General features: G+C 52.9%; 20 protein-coding genes. 12 read left to right on the top strand and 8 right to left on the bottom strand.

Features of this window, described 5'->3' with window-relative positions; all coding sequences use genetic code 11:
• Positions 1-68 precede the first annotated feature (68 nt).
• Positions 69-461 (bottom strand): hypothetical protein, encoded by a 393-nt coding sequence (locus Q0X97_RS07205; protein ID WP_302067065.1) that lies wholly within the window; start codon positions 459-461, stop codon positions 69-71.
• 140 nt (positions 462-601) lie between these two features.
• Here Q0X97_RS07205 and Q0X97_RS07200 point away from each other — a divergent pair, with 140 nt between their 5' ends.
• Positions 602-775, top strand: coding sequence for a helix-turn-helix domain-containing protein (locus Q0X97_RS07200; RefSeq protein WP_302067064.1), 174 nt, complete (start codon positions 602-604; stop codon positions 773-775).
• A 102-nt stretch (positions 776-877) separates the two neighbouring features.
• Positions 878-1,681, top strand: a complete 804-nt coding sequence (locus tag Q0X97_RS07195) for an IS3 family transposase (RefSeq protein WP_367881754.1) — start codon at positions 878-880, stop codon at positions 1,679-1,681.
• 95 nt (positions 1,682-1,776) lie between these two features.
• On the opposite strand, the gene Q0X97_RS07190 is transcribed toward Q0X97_RS07195, so the two are convergent.
• The 3 genes from Q0X97_RS07190 to Q0X97_RS07180 all read right to left on the bottom strand — a co-directional run bounded on the left by Q0X97_RS07190 (position 1,777) and on the right by Q0X97_RS07180 (position 5,518).
• The gene (locus Q0X97_RS07190) at positions 1,777-2,742 is read right to left on the bottom strand and encodes a hypothetical protein (protein ID WP_302067063.1); all 966 of its coding nucleotides are present in this window, start codon (positions 2,740-2,742) and stop codon (positions 1,777-1,779) included.
• Positions 2,743-2,885: 143 nt separating this feature from the next.
• Complete coding sequence (gene argS / locus Q0X97_RS07185) at positions 2,886-4,601, bottom strand: arginine--tRNA ligase (protein ID WP_302067062.1); 1,716 nt, start codon at positions 4,599-4,601, stop codon at positions 2,886-2,888.
• Positions 4,602-4,825: 224 nt separating this feature from the next.
• Entirely contained in the window at positions 4,826-5,518 is a 693-nt protein-coding gene (locus Q0X97_RS07180; protein WP_302067061.1) for an excalibur calcium-binding domain-containing protein, read from the bottom strand.
• Between the two features lie 193 nt (positions 5,519-5,711).
• Here Q0X97_RS07180 and pxpB point away from each other — a divergent pair, with 193 nt between their 5' ends.
• From pxpB to Q0X97_RS07160, 4 genes are read left to right on the top strand one after another with little or no spacing between them, the layout of a single operon-like run.
• On the top strand, positions 5,712-6,362 hold the full coding sequence (pxpB, locus tag Q0X97_RS07175) for a 5-oxoprolinase subunit PxpB (protein ID WP_302067060.1): 651 nt from the start codon (positions 5,712-5,714) through the stop codon (positions 6,360-6,362).
• The gene (locus Q0X97_RS07170; protein WP_302067059.1) at positions 6,359-7,288 is read left to right on the top strand and encodes a biotin-dependent carboxyltransferase family protein; all 930 of its coding nucleotides are present in this window, start codon (positions 6,359-6,361) and stop codon (positions 7,286-7,288) included. The genes pxpB and Q0X97_RS07170 overlap by 4 nt, the downstream gene beginning before the upstream one ends.
• Positions 7,275-8,015: a 5-oxoprolinase subunit PxpA gene (gene pxpA / locus Q0X97_RS07165; protein WP_302067058.1), complete on the top strand. Its 741-nt coding sequence runs from the start codon at positions 7,275-7,277 to the stop codon at positions 8,013-8,015. Before Q0X97_RS07170 ends, pxpA begins: the two co-directional genes overlap by 14 nt.
• Positions 8,016-8,075: 60 nt before the next feature.
• Positions 8,076-9,266: an NRAMP family divalent metal transporter gene (locus Q0X97_RS07160; RefSeq protein ID WP_302067057.1), complete on the top strand. Its 1,191-nt coding sequence runs from the start codon at positions 8,076-8,078 to the stop codon at positions 9,264-9,266.
• An 83-nt stretch (positions 9,267-9,349) separates the two neighbouring features.
• Here the strand turns inward: Q0X97_RS07160 and yegQ are convergent, their stop codons facing one another.
• Positions 9,350-10,705 (bottom strand): tRNA 5-hydroxyuridine modification protein YegQ, encoded by a 1,356-nt coding sequence (gene yegQ, locus Q0X97_RS07155; protein ID WP_302067056.1) that lies wholly within the window; start codon positions 10,703-10,705, stop codon positions 9,350-9,352.
• A 216-nt stretch (positions 10,706-10,921) separates the two neighbouring features.
• Here yegQ and serS point away from each other — a divergent pair, with 216 nt between their 5' ends.
• The 3 genes from serS to Q0X97_RS07140 all read left to right on the top strand — a co-directional run bounded on the left by serS (position 10,922) and on the right by Q0X97_RS07140 (position 13,431).
• Positions 10,922-12,217: a serine--tRNA ligase gene (serS, locus tag Q0X97_RS07150; protein ID WP_302067055.1), complete on the top strand. Its 1,296-nt coding sequence runs from the start codon at positions 10,922-10,924 to the stop codon at positions 12,215-12,217.
• 163 nt (positions 12,218-12,380) lie between these two features.
• Positions 12,381-12,821 (top strand): DNA polymerase III subunit chi, encoded by a 441-nt coding sequence (locus Q0X97_RS07145; RefSeq protein ID WP_302067054.1) that lies wholly within the window; start codon positions 12,381-12,383, stop codon positions 12,819-12,821.
• A 355-nt stretch (positions 12,822-13,176) separates the two neighbouring features.
• Positions 13,177-13,431, top strand: a complete 255-nt coding sequence (locus Q0X97_RS07140; protein ID WP_302067053.1) for a hypothetical protein — start codon at positions 13,177-13,179, stop codon at positions 13,429-13,431.
• Between the two features lie 178 nt (positions 13,432-13,609).
• On the opposite strand, the gene Q0X97_RS07135 is transcribed toward Q0X97_RS07140, so the two are convergent.
• The 3 genes from Q0X97_RS07135 to Q0X97_RS07125 form a co-directional block, all read right to left on the bottom strand.
• Complete coding sequence (locus tag Q0X97_RS07135) at positions 13,610-14,341, bottom strand: amino acid ABC transporter ATP-binding protein (protein WP_302067052.1); 732 nt, start codon at positions 14,339-14,341, stop codon at positions 13,610-13,612.
• A 14-nt stretch (positions 14,342-14,355) separates the two neighbouring features.
• Positions 14,356-15,135, bottom strand: coding sequence for a 16S rRNA (adenine(1518)-N(6)/adenine(1519)-N(6))-dimethyltransferase RsmA (rsmA, locus tag Q0X97_RS07130; protein ID WP_302067051.1), 780 nt, complete (start codon positions 15,133-15,135; stop codon positions 14,356-14,358).
• A gap of 96 nt (positions 15,136-15,231) precedes the next feature.
• Positions 15,232-15,642, bottom strand: a complete 411-nt coding sequence (locus Q0X97_RS07125; protein ID WP_302067050.1) for a YqaA family protein — start codon at positions 15,640-15,642, stop codon at positions 15,232-15,234.
• A gap of 312 nt (positions 15,643-15,954) precedes the next feature.
• Here Q0X97_RS07125 and Q0X97_RS07120 point away from each other — a divergent pair, with 312 nt between their 5' ends.
• The 3 genes from Q0X97_RS07120 to Q0X97_RS07110 all read left to right on the top strand — a co-directional run bounded on the left by Q0X97_RS07120 (position 15,955) and on the right by Q0X97_RS07110 (position 17,943).
• Positions 15,955-16,401 carry a hypothetical protein gene (locus tag Q0X97_RS07120; protein ID WP_302067049.1) on the top strand — a complete coding sequence of 149 codons (447 nt, stop codon included), beginning with the start codon at positions 15,955-15,957 and terminating at the stop codon, positions 16,399-16,401.
• Between the two features lie 97 nt (positions 16,402-16,498).
• Positions 16,499-17,341: an SDR family NAD(P)-dependent oxidoreductase gene (locus Q0X97_RS07115; RefSeq protein WP_302067048.1), complete on the top strand. Its 843-nt coding sequence runs from the start codon at positions 16,499-16,501 to the stop codon at positions 17,339-17,341.
• Positions 17,338-17,943, top strand: a complete 606-nt coding sequence (locus Q0X97_RS07110) for a nucleoside triphosphate pyrophosphatase (protein WP_302067047.1) — start codon at positions 17,338-17,340, stop codon at positions 17,941-17,943. The genes Q0X97_RS07115 and Q0X97_RS07110 overlap by 4 nt, the downstream gene beginning before the upstream one ends.
• Positions 17,944-18,017 lie beyond the last annotated feature (74 nt).

Genomic DNA, 18,017 nt, shown 5'->3' with positions numbered 1-18,017 from the left:
ATACGGCTGCACACTCCGCAACTGAACTCTGGCTAATGCTTGAGGCCGTCTGAAAAGGCTTGCCGCCGTTACCAGCAATAACGACAAAACGGCCGGCGGTATGGGAAATAAAATCCATCCCAATCATCATAATAATCATATATCCGCTGTAACCGCTGCTGGGAAATATAGTTTTGCCAAGCCAATTTATAGCAAGCCTGAAACACCGGATCCGCCACTTTATCGACATAACGCAAGCGGAACTCTTTCCGTTCTTTTTCACTTTGTTTTACCGGCGGATTGAATTGCTGCTCCATCAAAGAAGCCGTTTCCTTATCGCATTGTGCTGCCAATGCAACCTGCAACTGCTGCTCATATTTTTTCTGAGCCACTTCACGCGCGGCACGCTGTTCCGGTGTTACCGCACACGATACCAACAAAAAAACGGCAGACAAGGTTAGAGCTTTGTGAAAAGCATTCATGGCAATACTCCTTATTAAAATTAAAGCATTCCGACAATTTAATTTTAAACCTATATGGAGAAACGGTCTAATATTGCAACCACAAATACCGAGGCCGTCTGAAAAGTGTTTTCAGACGGCCTCACTATCGACATCTTGCCTTGTTATACGGCAATCAATTTAACCTCTCCCGTACCCACTTACGCCGTTGGATAGCCGCATACAACCAAGGCGGCATCCGCGCACTCGAACATCCGCAGGCAAACATGACCGTCAAACGCAAAACCCCTTTATCGTCGACAAACCCGACCACGAAAAAACACAGGCAGAGCTAATCGAAGAATTGCACTATATGCGGGCGGAGAACGGCTACCTAAAGGAATCAAAAGCCCTCAGGCACAAAGAAACGGCCGCCAAAAAGCGAAACCGTCCAAGCACTGAAGGCAAAACATCAGCTCAAATACCTGCTGCACAGCACCTCCCTGCTCAAAAGCAGCTTTTATTACCACCACGGCCGCCCCGATCCCGATGCACAGGATAAAGTCGCCGTTGCCGAAGTTTATGCCTGCCATAAAGTGCGTTACGGATACCGGCGGATTGCCGCAGCATTGTCGTGGAACAAGAAAAGGGTTGCGCGTTTGATGAAACTACTGCAATTGAAAGCCAAAGTACGTCCGAAAAAAGCCTACCGCCATCCGGCAATGGGCGAAACATCGGCTAATATTCTGAACCGCCGCTTTGAGGCAGAAAAACCGAATGAGAAATGGCTGACTGATGCCACCGAATTCAAGTGCAGCAATGACAAACTGTATCTGTCGCCGATATTGAATGTATTTAACCGGAAAATCGTAGCCTATTCGATGAGCCTCCGCCCGAACAGCGAGATGGTGGAAAGGATGCTGAATGATGCAGTCGGTAAGCTGACAAAGGCAGATAAAGTGTTGCTGCATTCTGATCAGGGCGTGCCGTACCGTACGGAAGCCTGCCGCTGCACGTTGGCGGAACACGGAATAGTGCAAAGCATGCTGCGTAAGGGCAATTGTTGGGACAATGCACCGATGGAAAGCTTCTTTGCGATACTGAAGACGGAATGCTTTTATCAGGAAAGCAAACTTTCGATAAAGGAGCTGATGCAGACGATAGATGACTATATATGGTATTACAGCAATGAGAGATGCAGTTTGAAATTGAAAAAGCTGAGTCCTGTGGCATACAGAACCCAACTCGAAAAGACCGCCTGAAAAGGCTTTTATGTTTGTCCAAGATTTGGGGAACAGTTCAAATGTTTCAGACGACATGTTAAGCCAATATAATTTAATCAAGCATTAAAGCCGGCTTATTTCGCAGGCGCGGCGGTAGCACCGATTACACCTTTCCAGCCTTTGTCTTTATCGTTAAATTGCGCCTGGCCGGTCAGTACACTGCCGTTTTTACCATAAAAGCCTCCAGTAAATGTACCGTTTGGCTTGAATTTAGCCTCTTCATTCCCCTTAAAAGCCAGGTATCCTGCCACCAAACCGTTTGCATGCACCGAAGCTGTCTCAGGACTTGATACGGCTGGACTATCCTGCAGCCTCCATTGCCCTTCTTGACCGGATATAGTCATGCTCAATCTTTTACTTTGGCCGAAATATGTTGCAGATACATCAGCCTCCGCCGCACGGTTGGGATCGTTGTTGTATTGATAAAACATCTTACCTTTGTAAGTTACATTACCCAAACTGACTGGGAGCCTCAACTGGGAAGAATCGGAAGACTGGAGAAAGAAGTGGCGGTCGGCAGCATAAATTTTTTCACCATCTGGCCTCGCTTCGTCTTTTTTCTGCTCGCTGACACGGGCGTAACCATAGTAGCCGACCAACGTACCGTCCAAGTCTCTCAATGTTTCCACTTTTGGGGTACCGATAAAATCATGCGGCGACACAATCCCTAGGTCTATTTTGCGGGTTCCTTCCTTCAATACCAGATGGAAAAGGTTATCCAAAACCACACCGCTTCCTACGGATTCCAACCTGAGTTTGTCGAAAACTTCTGCGTCTGTTTTTCTCACTTCAGGCTGCTTCGGTTTATTATCCCGTTTCGGTGCTTCAGGCTTTCTCTCAGGAGCTTGGGAAGCGGGAGGAGCAACTTCAGGCACTTTTTCGTCGCCTTGCTCTTTGCCTTTTTCCGGTGCTTTATCCTGTTCCAGCTTAGGAGCAGGTGCAGGCATGGTTTCGGGGGCTTTGCCGCCGCCGCTTCCGCAAGCAGTCAGAAGAGAAGCGGCGGCTAAAGTGAGTAATGTTAACGTATTTTTTGATTTCATTGTTATCAATCCCATTTTGTTTATAAAGTTTTAGAATAAAAAATCCACTATAAAGGCAAAATAAATAAAAACAGCGTTATTATACCGCTTTTGCATGCCGAATCCAATACATTAATATCCAATATCCGACGGCACGGCAAAACTTACATCACTTCCAGAGTTTCGATACCGAGCAGTTCCAAGCCTTTTTGCAACGTAGCTCCTGTCAGCTTGGCCAGTTGCAGCCGTGTATTACGCGTTTCACCTTCCGCCTTCAAAATCGGGCAGGCTTCGTAGAAACGGCTGAACAAGGCGGATACTTGATACAGATAAGCCGCCAGATAATGCGGATAAGAAGTATCGGCCACGTTTTGCAACACGTCTTCAAACTTCAACAACTCTACGGCAAGCTGTTTTTCCAGCGGCTTCGTCAACACCAGCGGTGCGGCGGCATCCCATTCGCCCGCTTTTTTGAATACGCTTTGTACGCGGGTGTAGGCATATTGCAGATAAGGAGCGGTATTGCCTTCAAATGAAAGCATCGATTCCCAATCGAACACATAATCACTGGTACGGTTTTTACTCAAATCAGCGTATTTCACCGCGCCAATACCGATGCTTCTGCCGATTTTGACTGCTTCGTCTACATCCAAATCGGGGTTTTTGCTTTGCACCAAGGCTGTTGCGCGTTCCACCGCTTCATCAAGCAATTCCACCAGTTTTACCGTGTCGCCGCTACGGGTTTTGAACGGTTTGCCGTCTTTACCCATCATGGTACCGAAAGCGATATGCTCGGCAACAACATTTTCAGGCAGCCAGCCGGCTTTGCGGGCTACGGCGAAAAGCTGTTGGAAATGCAGGCTTTGACGCGCATCGACCACATACAGTACGCGGTCGGCATCCAAACGGTTCACACGGTAACGGATACAGGCCAAATCGGTGGTCGAGTACAAAAATCCGCCGCCTTTTTTCTGGATAATAAAGGCTGCCGGTTCGTCGTCTTGGTTTTTAAACTCGTCCAAAAACACCACCCGCGTGCCGTCGTCGTCGACAGCGATACCTTGCCCTACCAACTCGTCGGACACGTTTTGCAAGTCATCGTTATACATTGATTCGCCAGCCACATCTTCGGGACGGAGTTTCAAACTCAGCTTGTCGTAAACATTTTGCGCATGGCTGAGGGAAATATCGACAAACTGCTGCCATAACGCTAACACTGCCTTATCGCCGCTTTGCAGCTTCACAACATAATCTCGGGCGGTATCGGCAAAGGCTTCGTCTTCGTCGAAGCGCACTTTGGCTTCGCGGTAAAATTTTTCCAAATCGGCCAGCTCAAAGGCGGCGTTATCGGTTTGCCGCTCGACCAGATAGGCCACCAACATACCGAACTGCGTACCCCAGTCGCCCACATGGTTTTGGGCGATAACCTCATGGCCGAGATAACGTAAAACGCGGGCGATACTGTCGCCGATGATGCTGGAACGCAAATGGCCTACATGCATTTCTTTAGCCAGATTGGGCGATGAATAATCCACCACCACGATTTGCCGCTCGGCTTCGGCCACACCCAAACGTCGGTCGTTTAATGCGGCTTGAACATGCTCGGCAAGGAAGTCGGGACGCAAACGCAAGTTGATGAAACCGGGGCCGGCCACCTCGGCGGTTTCGATAATCCGGTTGCCTGCCAACGCATCGGCTACTTTTTGCGCCAGCTCGCGCGGGTTTTGTTTGGCTTTTTTCGCCGCGCCCATTACGCCGTTAATCTGGAAATCGCCGAAATCAGCATTTTTGGCAGCCTGCAAAACCACAGGCGCATCGGCGATACCTGCGGCGGCAAAGGCTTTTTCGGCTTCCGTAGCAATGGTTTGATATAGATTCATTTCGGGTATTCTCTGTTTGCTCATTAAAATAAAAGGCCGTCTGAAAACGGCAACCGTCATAAAGCAGCGGTTTTGCTGAATAGCCGTATTCTAAAAGAAATCAGCGTTAAAAACACCTCTTTATCGGCGGTTTTAAAGAGAAAAGGCCGTCTGAAAACGATTTCAGACGGCCTTTTTCCGTTTTTATGAATAAAAACAATTGTGAATTGATACTTCAATTGATTTTAAAAATGATCTTCGCAGGGAATACCGTCTTTATCACCGTCCATTTTCACATTCGGGCAATTGTTCAAAAAGAATTGGGCTTCCTCGAAAGAACGCATTTGCGAACAGTGTTGTCTACCGTCGCATCTGAAATTTTCCCGCACATTGCCCAGCAGCTTTAACTTGACGGAACCCTGCTCTTCCGAAGCCTCCGACGCAGCGCCCGACTGCTCCGCTTTCTCCGCGCTCCGCCCTGCTGGAGCATTAAGCGCCCGTTTCCACGCCTCGCGCTCAGCCATCATTTCTGCGGCAACGCGGTCTACGACGATTTCATTGCTTCTATAAGCCGCACGATACGTTTGCCAATAATCCATAGCGTAATAAGCCGCTGCGCTCAAAGCGGGAACACCGATAATGGCGGCAATCATCAAACCGACCCAGCGGGAAATTTTTTTCGGTGCTTCGTCGGTGAAATCAAACTGCTCCGGCTCGGGAACCCTGTTGCGGTTGGTGTATTCGATATGTTTCGCTTCTTCCGTGCCGCGGCTGTTGCAGACGATTTCAAACGACACGGTTTCACCCTTGCTCGGCGGCGGGTTTTCGTTAACAAAGTCTCCGGCATGGGCGAATATTTCAGCCGTAGACTGTTCTTCTCTGACAAATCCGAACCCAAGCTCGTTGTCCCAGCTGACGATGGTTCCGTGATAACGCATGTCTTCCCTTTTAATGCTTGTTTATGAAAATATGCAAATACTATTTTAAAAGAAATCGGCGGCAAAGGCATCTTTAAATTTTCTTCCGCATGCCCGCCCTCTTTTCATGCCATGCGTATTTTTCTCTGCTCAGCCTTGACAAAGCGTTTGAAAACATTAGTATATCTCTTAAAAAATCATAACAAAAGCTAACATGTCTACACTGAAAATTATTACTGCCGGAGAGTCTGTACTCGTATGTTTTTTACCACCGCCCGCCGCCTTGCCAAAGCAGCGGCGGTTGTGGGCGTTTGCGGATGCGGCACAAACTCTGCCTCATGTAGCGGAAGTAGTGACCGGCATGAATAATGTAACGGTGTTTGCCCGCCCGCAAGCCGATCTGAACAATCTTTCAGACGGCCTGTACCGTTTGTGGGAAAAAACCGAAACGGGCGACCATCAAGGGCGGCATGTAGACATTCCTGTTTGCTACGGCGGCGAGTTCGGCGAAGACTTGGCCGAAGTAGCGGCTTTCCACCACACCACTCCCGAAGAAATCGTACGCCGCCACACCGAGCCGGCTTATACCGTGTTTATGGTGGGTTTCCAGCCCGGTTTTCCCTATCTGGGCGGGCTGCCTGAAAACCTGCACACTCCGCGCCGCGCCGTACCGCGTACCCAAGTACCTGCCGGTTCGGTAGGGATAGGCGGCAGCCAAACCGGTATTTATCCGTTTGCTTCTCCGGGCGGCTGGCAGATTATCGGCCGTACGGAAATACCGTTGTTTCAGACGGCCTCCCACCCACCGACCCTGCTTTCGGCGGGCGATACGGTACGCTTTGTGGCGGAAAGGATTTGTTTATGATGCATGTTGCTGCCGTTCAAACTATGGCCCATATTCAGGATTTGGGGAGATTCGGCCTGCGTTGCCGCGGTATAGGCCATGCCGGTGCGATGGACGCGCTTTCCCTTCAGGCCGGTAATCTGCTGTTGGGCAACGATGCCGGCGCGGCGGCGTTGGAAATAGCATTGGGTGGCATTACCGTATCTTTTGAATACGACACCCCTTTCTGCATCACCGGTGCGATTTACGAAGCGCAACTTGACGACGAACCGGTTTATTCCTACTGGCGCTACACTGCGCGGCGCGGGCAAACGCTGAAACTAATCCGCGCCGTAAAAGGCATGTACGGCTATTTATGCGTACACGGCGGGTTTGACGTGCCTGCGGTGCTCGGTTCGCGCAGCACCGATTTGAGAGCGGCCTTCGGCGGCTTTGAGGGCCGTTGCCTGCGTGCGGGAGATGTTGTGCCGGTAAACTGCTCCGGACTGGAAATGAGTCGGATCGGCATCGCCCCGCCCACCCCCTCTCTCCGCATTCATGCGCTGCCTTCTTCGGAATACTACGCTTTTACCCGCAAAGCACATTACCGCCTCTGGCAAAACGCTTGGACGCTGCAAAGCGACAGCAACCGTATGGGCTACCGCTTCGACGGCGAAGAGCTGCCGTTGGAACAGCCGCTGGAAATGCTTTCGCACGCCGTCTGGTTCGGCACCATACAGGTTCCGCCGAACGGCAAACCGATTATTCTGATGGCCGACGCACAAACCACCGGCGGCTACCCGAAAATCGCCACCGTAGCAACGGCCGATTTGGGGCGGCTGGCGCAAATCCGTTTCGGCAGCAAAATCTTTTTTCAGACGGCCACCCCTGAAGAAGCGGCGGCCCTGCAACACCAAAACCAAGCCTATTTAAACAAAATCAAAAGGATAGCGGATGAAGCACGTTGATCTGAATGCAGATTTGGCCGAAGGCTGCGGCAACGACGAAGCCTTGATGCAACGCATCTCATCCGCCAACATCGCCTGCGCGCTGCACGCCGGCAGTTTTGCCGACATGCGGCGCGCACTGGTATGGGCGAAGCGGCAAAACGTGCGCATCGGAGCGCACCCCGGCTATCCCGACCGCGCAAATTTCGGGCGCACCGACATGACCTTGCCCGAAGCCGAACTGCGTGCCTGCTTGCAATACCAGCTCGGCGCGTTGCAGGCTTTATGCGATGCGGCGGGTGTTCAGACGGCCTACGTGAAGCCCCATGGCGCACTCTACAACCAAGCCGCCCGAAACAGGCAACTGGCCGGCATCATTGCCGATACCGTCGGCCGTTTCAACCCGCAATTAAAGCTGATGGCGCTTTCCGGCAGCCTGTTGCTCGAAGCAGGCCGAGAGGCGGGACTGGGCGTGATTTCGGAAGTATTCGCCGACCGACGCTATCTGCCAGACGGCAAACTTGTGCCCCGCAGCCGTCCCGACGCACAAATCGAAAACGATGAAGAAGCCATCGCCCAAGTGTTGCAAATGGTGCTCGCGGGCACGGTAACGGCAGTGGACGGCAGCACAGTAAACGTGCGGGCCGACAGCATCTGCCTGCACGGAGACGGTGCGCATGCACTCGAATTCGCCGACAAAATCCGCGCGGCTTTAGCCGCGCACAACATTGCGGTTCAGGCCGTCTGAAAAAAAACGGCGGCCTACTGAAAAATCAGAAAAACAACTTACTTAAGGAGAAAACAAACCATGTCAAACCACAACCGCCGCCATGCCCTGATCGGGGCAGCCTTTCTCATGGCCACTTCCGCCATCGGCCCGGGATTTCTCACGCAAACGGCCACCTTTACCGAAAATCTGCTTGCCAGCTTCGGCTTTGTGATTCTGATTTCCATATTGCTCGACATCGGTGCGCAGCTCAATATCTGGCGTATCATCGCCGTATCGGAACAACCGGCGCAAAACATTGCCAACCGCGTGCTTCCCGGCGCAGGCTATTTCCTTACCCTGCTGATTGTGATGGGCGGCTTGGCCTTCAATATCGGCAACGTCGGCGGTGCTGGTTTGGGCATGAACATCCTCACCGGCCTCTCCCCCGAAATGGGAGCGATCATCAGCGGCTGTATCGCCGTCGGCATTTTCCTGTTCCGCGAAGCAGGCAAAACCATGGACAAATTCGCCCAAATCATGGGTTTTATCATGATCGCCCTCACACTTTATGTGGCTTGGCAAGCCAATCCGCCGTTGGAAGAAGCGGTCTACTACACATTCTTACCGGTAAAACTGGATGCCGTCGCCATTGTTACGCTGGTAGGCGGCACGGTAGGCGGCTATATCACTTTTGCAGGCGCACACCGTTTGCTGGATGCCGGCATCAAAGGCAGAGCATCGCTGCCTGAAGTCAACCGCAGCTCGGTATCGGCGATTCTGATTGCATCGGTTATGCGCGTGGTGTTGTTTCTGGCGGTACTCGGCGTGGTATCGCAAGGTGTCAAACTCAACCCCGAAAACCCCGCCGCCACACCGTTCCAATATATTGCCGGCCACGGCGGGTGGCTGCTGTTCGGCGTGGTTATCTGGGCCGCTTCGATTACGTCGGTTATCGGCGCGGCCTATACATCGGTATCGTTCCTCGCCGGCCTGAGTGCCACGGTAAAGAAAAACAAAAACAGATGGATTATCGGCTTTATTCTGGTTTCCACTTTCGTACTCGCCACGGTGGGCCGCCCCGCACAAGTGCTGGTGTTTGTCGGCACGCTCAACGGCCTGATTCTGCCTGTTTCCCTCGGCCTGATTCTGTTGGCGGCTTACCGTCCGGACATCGTCGGCGACTACCGCCACCCGAAATGGATGGCGGTATGCGGCCTGATCGTGGTGGTATCCATGGCCTTGTTGAGCGGCATCACGCTGGTGAAATATATCGGCGGCTTGCTGGGATAAGCCGCGCGAACCCAAACCGAAAGAGGCCGTCTGAAAACGAGCTTTGCAAGTTTTCAGACGGCCTCTTTCAACAAAACATCAGGTTAAGGATTCATAATCCGCGCAATCAATGCCTTATCTTTACCCTGCATGTTCGGAATCTTTACCTGAATACCGTTGCCAGGCGCGGCATCCACCGCTTCGCCTTTGCGGGTCATGGCTTCCAGCACCAGCGTTTGGTTGCCTTGCGGGTGGATGATTTCAATGGTGTCGCCCACGGCAAAACGGTTTTTCACTTCCACCGTCGCCCAGCCGTCGGCATCGATTTCGGTAATCTGGCCGACAAACTGGCTTTGTTTGGCCAGCGAATGGCCGTGCAGGTAGTTTTGGTATTCCTGCGTTTGGTGGCGCTCCAAAAAGCCCGAAGTGTAGCCGCGGTTGGCCAAGCCTTCGAGTTCGGCCAACAGGCTGTAATCAAAGGGTTTTCCGGCCACGGCATCGTCAATCGCTTTGCGGTAGGCTTGGGCGACGCGGGCGACGTAGTAAACCGATTTGGTGCGGCCTTCCACTTTGAGGCTGTCCACACCGATTTCGGCGAGTTTGGCCACTTGCTCGATGGCACGTAAGTCTTTGGAATTCATAATATAGGTGCCGTGCTCGTCTTCCATAATCGGCATCAGCTCGCCCGGGCGGTTGGCTTCTTCAATCAGGAACACTTTGTTGGCTTCGGGATGGCGCACTTGGCCGTTGATGCCTTCAAACGCGGCATTGGCTTCTTCCTGCGCCTGACTGAAATTGAAGCCTTGCAACAATTTGGCATCGCCCGTTTCGTCGGTTTCGGCATCGTGCACTTTGTAGTCCCAGCGGCAGGCGTTGGTACAGGTGCCTTGATTGGGGTCGCGGTGGTTGAAGTAGCCGGAAAGCAGGCAGCGGCCGGAATAGGCGATACACAATGCGCCGTGCACGAACACTTCCAGTTCGATGTCGGGGCACTGTTGGCGGATTTCGGCGATTTCTTCCATGCTCAATTCGCGCGAGAGGATAATCCGCTCCACGCCGATTTTTTGCCAGAATTTCACGCCCCAGTAGTTGGTGGTGTTGGCCTGCACGGAAAGATGAATCGGCATTTCCGGCCATTTTTCGCGCACCTGCATAATCAGGCCGGGGTCGGCCATAATCAGCGCGTCGGGTTTCATGGCGATCAGCGGCCCCATGTCGGCCATAAAGGTTTTCAGTTTGGAATTGTGTGGCAAAGTGTTGACGGTAAGAAAGAATTTTTTGCCGCGTTCGTGTGCTTCGCGGATGCCTTGTTCCAGCACCGGCAGTTTGGCGAATTCGTTGTTGCGGGCGCGCAGGGAATAGCGCGGGCTGCCGGCATAAACGGCATCTGCGCCGAAATCGTAGGCGGCGCGCATGCGTTCGAGACCGCCGGCGGGAAGGAGGAGTTCGGGTGATTTCATGGGATATAAGTTCTTATAAAATAAAAAGTTTCAGACAACTGAGGCCGTCTGAAACATTGAAAAACAAACCGGTGGAATTATCCGCTTTTTTCACACGGCGGTCAATTTGGGGCAGAGGCCGTCTGAAAACGCTTTAAACTGTTTTTCAGACGGCCTTTTCAGGCGGATTTGGTTTACAATAACGGCTATTTCGAAATTTTTATGTTGAGAGAAACCATGTTAGATATCCAACAACTCCGCAACCACACCGCAACCGTCGCCGCCCGTTTGGCGGCACGCGGTTACGAATTTGACACCGCCCGTTTTGAAGAATTGGAAAACAAACGCAAAGCGCTGCAAGTCCGCACCGAAGAATTGCAGGCCGCCCGCAACAGCGAATCGAAAAAAATCGGCATGCTCAAAGGGCAAGGCAAACACGAAGAAGCCGCTCAAGTGATGGCGCAGGTTGCCGATATCAAAACCGAACTCGAACAAAACGCCGCCAAGCTAGAAGCCATTCAAACCGAACTGGAAGCATGGCTTACCACCATTCCCAACCTGCCGCACGAAAGCGTGCCTGTCGGTAAAGACGAAACCGAAAACGTAGAAGTACGCAAAATCGGCACGCCGCGCGCCTTTGATTTTGATGTGAAAGACCACGTTGATTTGGGCGCGCCGCTGGGCTTGGATTTTGAAGCCGGCGCGCAGCTTTCCGGCGCACGCTTTGCCGTGATGAAAGGCCAAGTCGCCCGCCTGCACCGTGCGCTGTCGCAATTCATGCTCGACACCCATACTACGCAACACGGCTACACCGAGTGCTACACACCCTATATCGTGAACGACAGCACCCTGTTCGGCACCGGCCAACTGCCGAAATTCGGTGAAGACCTGTTCCACGTTACCCGCGGCGGCGACGAAACCAAAACCACGCAATATCTGATTCCCACCGCCGAAGTTACCCTCACCAACACCGTGGCCGACAGCATCGTGCCGTCTGAAAGCCTGCCGATTAAGCTGACCGCGCATTCGCCCTGTTTCCGTTCCGAAGCGGGTGCATACGGCAAAGACGTGCGCGGCCTGATCCGCCAGCACCAGTTCGACAAAGTGGAAATGGTGCAAATCGTCCGCCCCGAAAAATCTTACGATGCGCTCGAAGAAATGGTAGGGCACGCCGAGAAAATCCTGCAACTGCTGGAACTGCCCTACCGCGTAATCACCCTCTGCACCGGCGATATGGGCTTCGGCGCAGCCAAAACCTATGATTTGGAAGTATGGGTGCCCGCACAAAACACCTACCGCGAAATTTCGAGCTGCTCCAACTGCGAAGACTTCCAAGCCCGCCGCATGAAAGCCCGCTTCAAAGACGAAGACGGCAAAAACCGTTTGGTACACACCTTAAACGGCTCGGGTTTGGCGGTAGGTCGCACGCTGGTGGCCGTGCTGGAAAACCACCAAAACGCCGACGGCAGCATCAACATCCCCGCCGCACTGCAACCTTATATGGGCGGCGTAACCAAGCTGGAAGCCAAATAACGGCAGAGGCCGTCTGAACACTTTCAGACGGCCTCCATCTTATTGTTTCCGCCGCAACCCGGCCTTACCGCATCTCCCATCTATATTAAACATAATTAAACATACCCATACGACACTTCAGGCCGTCTGAAAAACACAGCGCAACCGAACACGAAAGACCAACATGCCTAAAGCAACATTCTATACCCATGTCGGCAACCCCTACGCCTTCACCTGTCGTTTGGCCGCCCGCGCCATGCAAAGCGGCTCCCGCGTGTTGGTGTGGGCGGATTCGCCCGAAGCCGTTGCGCGCTTGGATATCGACTTATGGCAATTCGAGCCGACCAGTTTCTTGGCTCACGAAGTTTGGGAAACCGGCCAAGCCTGCCCCCGAGACGTGCCGCTGGTGCTGGCCTGCGGCAACACTCTGCCCGAAACGGAAAGCGGTTTGGTGGTGCTGAATCTTGCGCCCGACTTTTGGTGCGACGCGCCGGTGCCGCCTGCACGGGTGTTGGAAATCGTCGGCAGCAACCTCGAAGCTCTCGCCGAAGCCCGCGAACGTTTCCGCGCTTATCGGAGCAGCGGTTTTGAAATCGAGCATCACAATATGCAGGGCAAAGCCTGAAACCGTTTCCGACCCGTATCAAACAACACCCCATCTCTGCCATTTTCTTTCACGAAAACTTTTCACCACGACATCTGCGGTGCATTTCCGCGGGTGCGCCATTCGCGTTCATCTATATGATATCGCCGCGCGGCAACATTGATATGCCTTAAGCTATTCCCATATCCCTCTGCGTCAGGCCCGCCTTAAACTGATATTAGACTGGTTACTATCTCATTTATTACTTCCTAATAGGAAACATTACTTCAATAAAACCTGTATTTTAAAACCAAAAGGAAATCATTAGAATGCATTCCATCGACAGAGCACTGTCATTCGCAAACAGATTTTTTAATTAAAAGTTAAAGGAACCATCATGAAAAAAACCTCAATCATTTTTGCCGCTGTTGCCACTTTTGCTACTGCTTTTGCCGCCGCATCAAGCGGAGCTTCATTACCGAAATGGAACCATGCTAACGACTCCGGTGTGATTACCAGTCTGAAAGAAGTACACTATCAAGGCGTAAAACGAGTTGCCAAAAACGACGACCGTGTGAAATTCGTTGCCGAAGCCACCGGTGTCCGCGTAGATAACAGCTATCATTCACTGAAACGCGAAGGTAACCGTTAATCCGCACACACGCTATACGAGTAAACAGTCCGTACAAGTAAATAAATTCAAACAGGCCGTCTGAAAATCATTTCAGACGGCCTGTTTGATTGGTATTTTTAAATCGTTTCAACCGCGACGAAACGGTAAATCAACCGTTAATCTCTGTTTTAAAAAGATTAACCGCAATACCGTTTTCTCACCCCTGCTTCATCACCTGCTGCAAGAATTGCTGCGCACGCTCGTGTTTCGGGTTGGTGAAGAATTCTTCCGGTTCGGCTTCTTCGATAATTTGACCGTGATCGACAAAAATCACACGGTCGGCCACTTCGCGGGCGAAACCCATCTCGTGGGTAACGCACATCATGGTCATGCCGCTGTTTGCCAAATCTTTCATTACTTTCAATACTTCGCCGACCATTTCCGGATCAAGCGCCGAAGTCGGTTCGTCAAACAACATCACGCGCGGCTCCATCGCCAAGCCGCGGGCGATTGCCACGCGTTGCTGCTGGCCACCGGAAAGCTGGCCGGGCATGGCATATTTTTTGTGCGCCAAGCCCACGCGGTCTAAAAGCTCCATCGCTTTTTGCTCGGCCTGTTCGCGGCTTTGCTTTTTCACTTTCATCGGCGAAAGGATGATGTTTTCCAACACGTTTAAATGCGGATAAAGGTTGAAGCCTTGAAACACAAAGCCCACCTCTTCGCGCACTTTGTTCAAATCGGTTTTCGGATCGGCCACGTTCATGCCGTCTACCCAAATTTCGCCGCTTTCAATGGTTTCGAGCTGGTTGACGGTGCGGATCAGGGTGGATTTGCCGCTGCCGGACGGGCCGCACACCACTACCACTTCGCCTTGTTTCACTTCCAAATTTATGCCGTTAATCACATGCAGGTCTTTGAAGTATTTGTGTACATTTTTGAATTTAATCATATTTTTCCCAAATTTCAGACGGCCTTTCCCACCAAATAATTGCTCAACTGCACATAAAGTTCCGGTGCGATGTGTTCGGCGCGGTCTTGCGGGTTGATGCCTACCGCCTGCAAATCTTCGTCTGAGGCAACTTCTTTCAGATTGTTGCGTATGGTTTTGCGCCGTTGGGCAAACGCGGCTTTAACCAGCTTGCCGAAATGCTCGAAATCGCGTGCGACACCGATGCGGCCTTGCTGCGGAATCATGCGCACTACGGCGGAATCGACTTTCGGCGCGGGGTCGAACGATTCGGGCGGCACTTCGATCAGCATTTCCATATCGAAAAAATATTGCAGCATCACGCCTAAGCGGCCGTAGTCGTTGGTTTTCGGCTCGGCCACCATGCGCTCGACCACTTCTTTCTGCAACATAAAGTGCATGTCTTCCACTTCGTCCGCCACCTCGCTCAGGCGGAACAGCAACGGCGTGGAGATGTTGTACGGCAGGTTGCCGACGATTTTTTTTCTGCCCGCCACGCTTTTGAAGTCGAACTGCAAAACGTCGCCTTCGTGAATCACCAGTTTGTCGGCAAACGGCAGGGTTTTCAGGCGCTTGATGATGTCGCGGTCGATTTCGACCACATGCAGCCGGTTCAATTTCTTTGCCAACGGCTCGGTAATCGCCGCCAAGCCGGGGCCGATTTCAATCACAATATCTTCCGGCTGCGGGCGGACGGCGTTCACAATATCACTGATAATGCGGGTGTCCTGCAAAAAATTTTGCCCGAACCGTTTGCGGGCTTTATGTTCTTTCATGCTGCTTCTTCAGAATCCGTTCCAATCGCGCATTGTAGCGCAAAACACTTGAGGCCGTCTGAAAAACACGGTGTTCAGACGGCCTCGAAGCCTTGTTTACAGCCACGCTTTCAGCCCCGCCAGCAGCACGCCGTAGCGGATGAATTTTCCTGCAACCAACATGATGCAGCTTTTCCAGAAATGCAGCCGCAGCCAGCCGGCGGCAATCGGCAAACCGTCGCCGACAACGGGCAGCCACGCCAGCAATAATACCCAAATGCCATAGCGGTTGAGCCGGCGCAGCACTTTTTCAGACGGCCTCTTTTTATCGGGAAACAGCCGCCCCATACCGTAAGAGGCTATGCTGCCCAAGCCGTTGGCGGTACCGGCAACCAGCAACGCCCCCGCCCATGCTTCGGGGCGGTTTTGTACGAACAGCGCAAACGCCGCCTCCGATGTGCCGGGCAGAATGGTGGCGGAAGTAAAAGCAGAAGCGGCAAGTGCCCAGTAGAGCCAGAATAAGTCCATCGGATGCGGCAAACACAAAAGCAGGCATTGTAGCGGGGATTGGGGCCGTCTGAAACCGCCATCGGCAACAGAAAAGGTTTTCAGACGGCCTGATATGGTTCGGACGGCAACCGGATGCCGTCTTAACCGATATCCCGCACAAGCAATTACTCAGGTTATAACCAACCGCATTTCAGGCCGTTTGTCCGAAACACTATCACGCACGGAAATTCATCGGCATAATACCGCCTCTTCTTACCGGCTTCAGTGGCGGAACCAATCCGAAACACCGCCCGCATATTTTTGTATCCACCTTTCAAAACGGAACAGGTAATGCGTACCTTTTTCAGCATCATATTTCTCATTGTAGCGGTAACTTTTTTCCATATGTTCGGCTTGGTGGCGTTTATTTCGACCGAACCCGCCATTCCGAAAGGCATCATGCTTTCGGGTACGTTGGCGGTGAGCCTGATTACTTTAATGGCGGGTTTGGCTTCCAACCGCTTTAAAAGATGGCAGCTCAGCAGCGGTTTGGTGATGCTGGCTTCGGGCGTGGGCATGTTAGGCATCATCTGCTTTTTCATCGCATGGTCGGGCCGCCCCACCCCGTCCGGCGGTATGATCAGGGAAATACTGGAGAGTTTCCACAGCTATTTTTCCGGCAGCAGCATCCTGATCATCTATATACTGGCCGCCACACGTTTGCTGACGTGGCACAAACAGGTTGCCGCTATCGAAAACCGCATTTCCGCATTGAAGCAGAGAATCCAGCGGCTTTAACTTTGTTCCATCGACGCAGGCCGTTTGGAAAATTTCAGACGGCCTGCCGTTTTATCGTTTAACATACACCGTCTTTACTGCTTTAAAAACACACACTATGAAAACCATCTTAATCACCGGCTGCTCCAGCGGCATCGGCTACGACACCGCCAAACAACTGCACGCGCTCGGCTGGCGGGTATTCGCCACCTGCCGCCGTGCCGAAGACGTTGCCCGCTTGCGCAACGAAGGTTTAACCGACACCCTCCAACTCGACGTTACCGACAGCCACAGCATTCAGACGGCCTTCGATACCGTGCTCGCCCAAACCGGCGGCAAACTCGATGCCTTGTTTTCCAATGCGGGCTACGGGCAGGTGGGCGCGGTGGAAGACATTCCCCGCGATGCCCTGCGTGAACAATTCGAAACCAACGTATTCGGCGCGTGGGAATGCATCCGCCGCGCCATGGAAGTGTTCCGCAAACAAGGGCACGGCCGGATTTTGGTCAACAGCAGCATTTTAGGTTTCGCCGCCATGCCGTGGCGCGGTGCGTACAACAGCACCAAATTCGCCCTCGAAGGCATGTGCGACACCCTCCGCCTCGAAACGGCGGGCAGCGGCATTTTCGTGAGCTTGGTCGAACCCGGCCCGATTGCCACGAAATTCCGCCCCAACGCCTTGAAAAAGCTGCACCAATACATCGACATCGACAACAGCTTCCACGCCCGCAGCTACCGGCACCAGCTCAACCGCCTCGAAGCGGAAGGCGCGGTGGCACCGTTTACCATGTCGTCGCCCGATTGCGCCGCCATCTGCGTGAAAGCGCTCACTGCCGCCCAACCCAAAGCCCGCTATCTGGTTACTTTTCCCACCGTATTGTTCTGGTATCTGAAACGCCTGCTGCCCACGCCCCTGCTCGACCGCCTGCAACGGCGCGCCGTAAAAGGACAAGAAGTATGAACACGCTGTATCTCGCCTCGGGCAGCCCGCGCCGGCGCGAAATTCTCGAAAACATCGGCTATACCGTTATCCGCCTGCCCGCCGATATCAACGAAACCCCTTACGCCTGCGAACCCGCCGCCGCTTACGCCGCGCGCATGGCCTGCGAGAAAAACGCCGCCGCCGTCGCCTACTGGCAGCAGCAATATCCCTACCAGCCGCTATACCCGTTGATTACCGCCGACACCACCGTTGCATTGCATAACCATATTCTGGGCAAACCCGAATCCCCCGCCGAAGCTGCCGCCATGCTTCTGGAGCTTTCCGGCACCACCCACCAAGTGCTGACCGCCGTATGCGTGTATTGGCAGGGCGAAACCCGCGCCGTCCTCCAGCAAAGCGACGTTACCTTCAAACCGCTGACTGCCGCCGAAATCGCCGCCTACATTGCCAGCGGCGAACCGATGGACAAAGCCGGCGCATACGGCATTCAAGGCTTGGGCGGCCTGTTTGTCGAAAACCTGCACGGCAGCTTCACCGGCGTGATGGGGCTGCCCGTATATGAAACCGTAGCCCTGCTGCAAGAATTCGGCCTGCCCGTGCCGCCGTTTCAGACGGCATAAAGGCCGCGGCACAAGGCATAAACAAGAGGCCGTCTGAAAAACAGATTTTCAGACGGCCTCAAAGCATGGTTTCG

The sequence above is a fragment of the Neisseria sp. MVDL19-042950 genome (assembly GCF_030504625.1).
GTDB lineage: Bacteria > Pseudomonadota > Gammaproteobacteria > Burkholderiales > Neisseriaceae > Neisseria.
The sequence above is the reverse complement of the archived record's forward strand: the minus strand, read 5'-3'. Positions and strand labels throughout refer to the sequence as shown.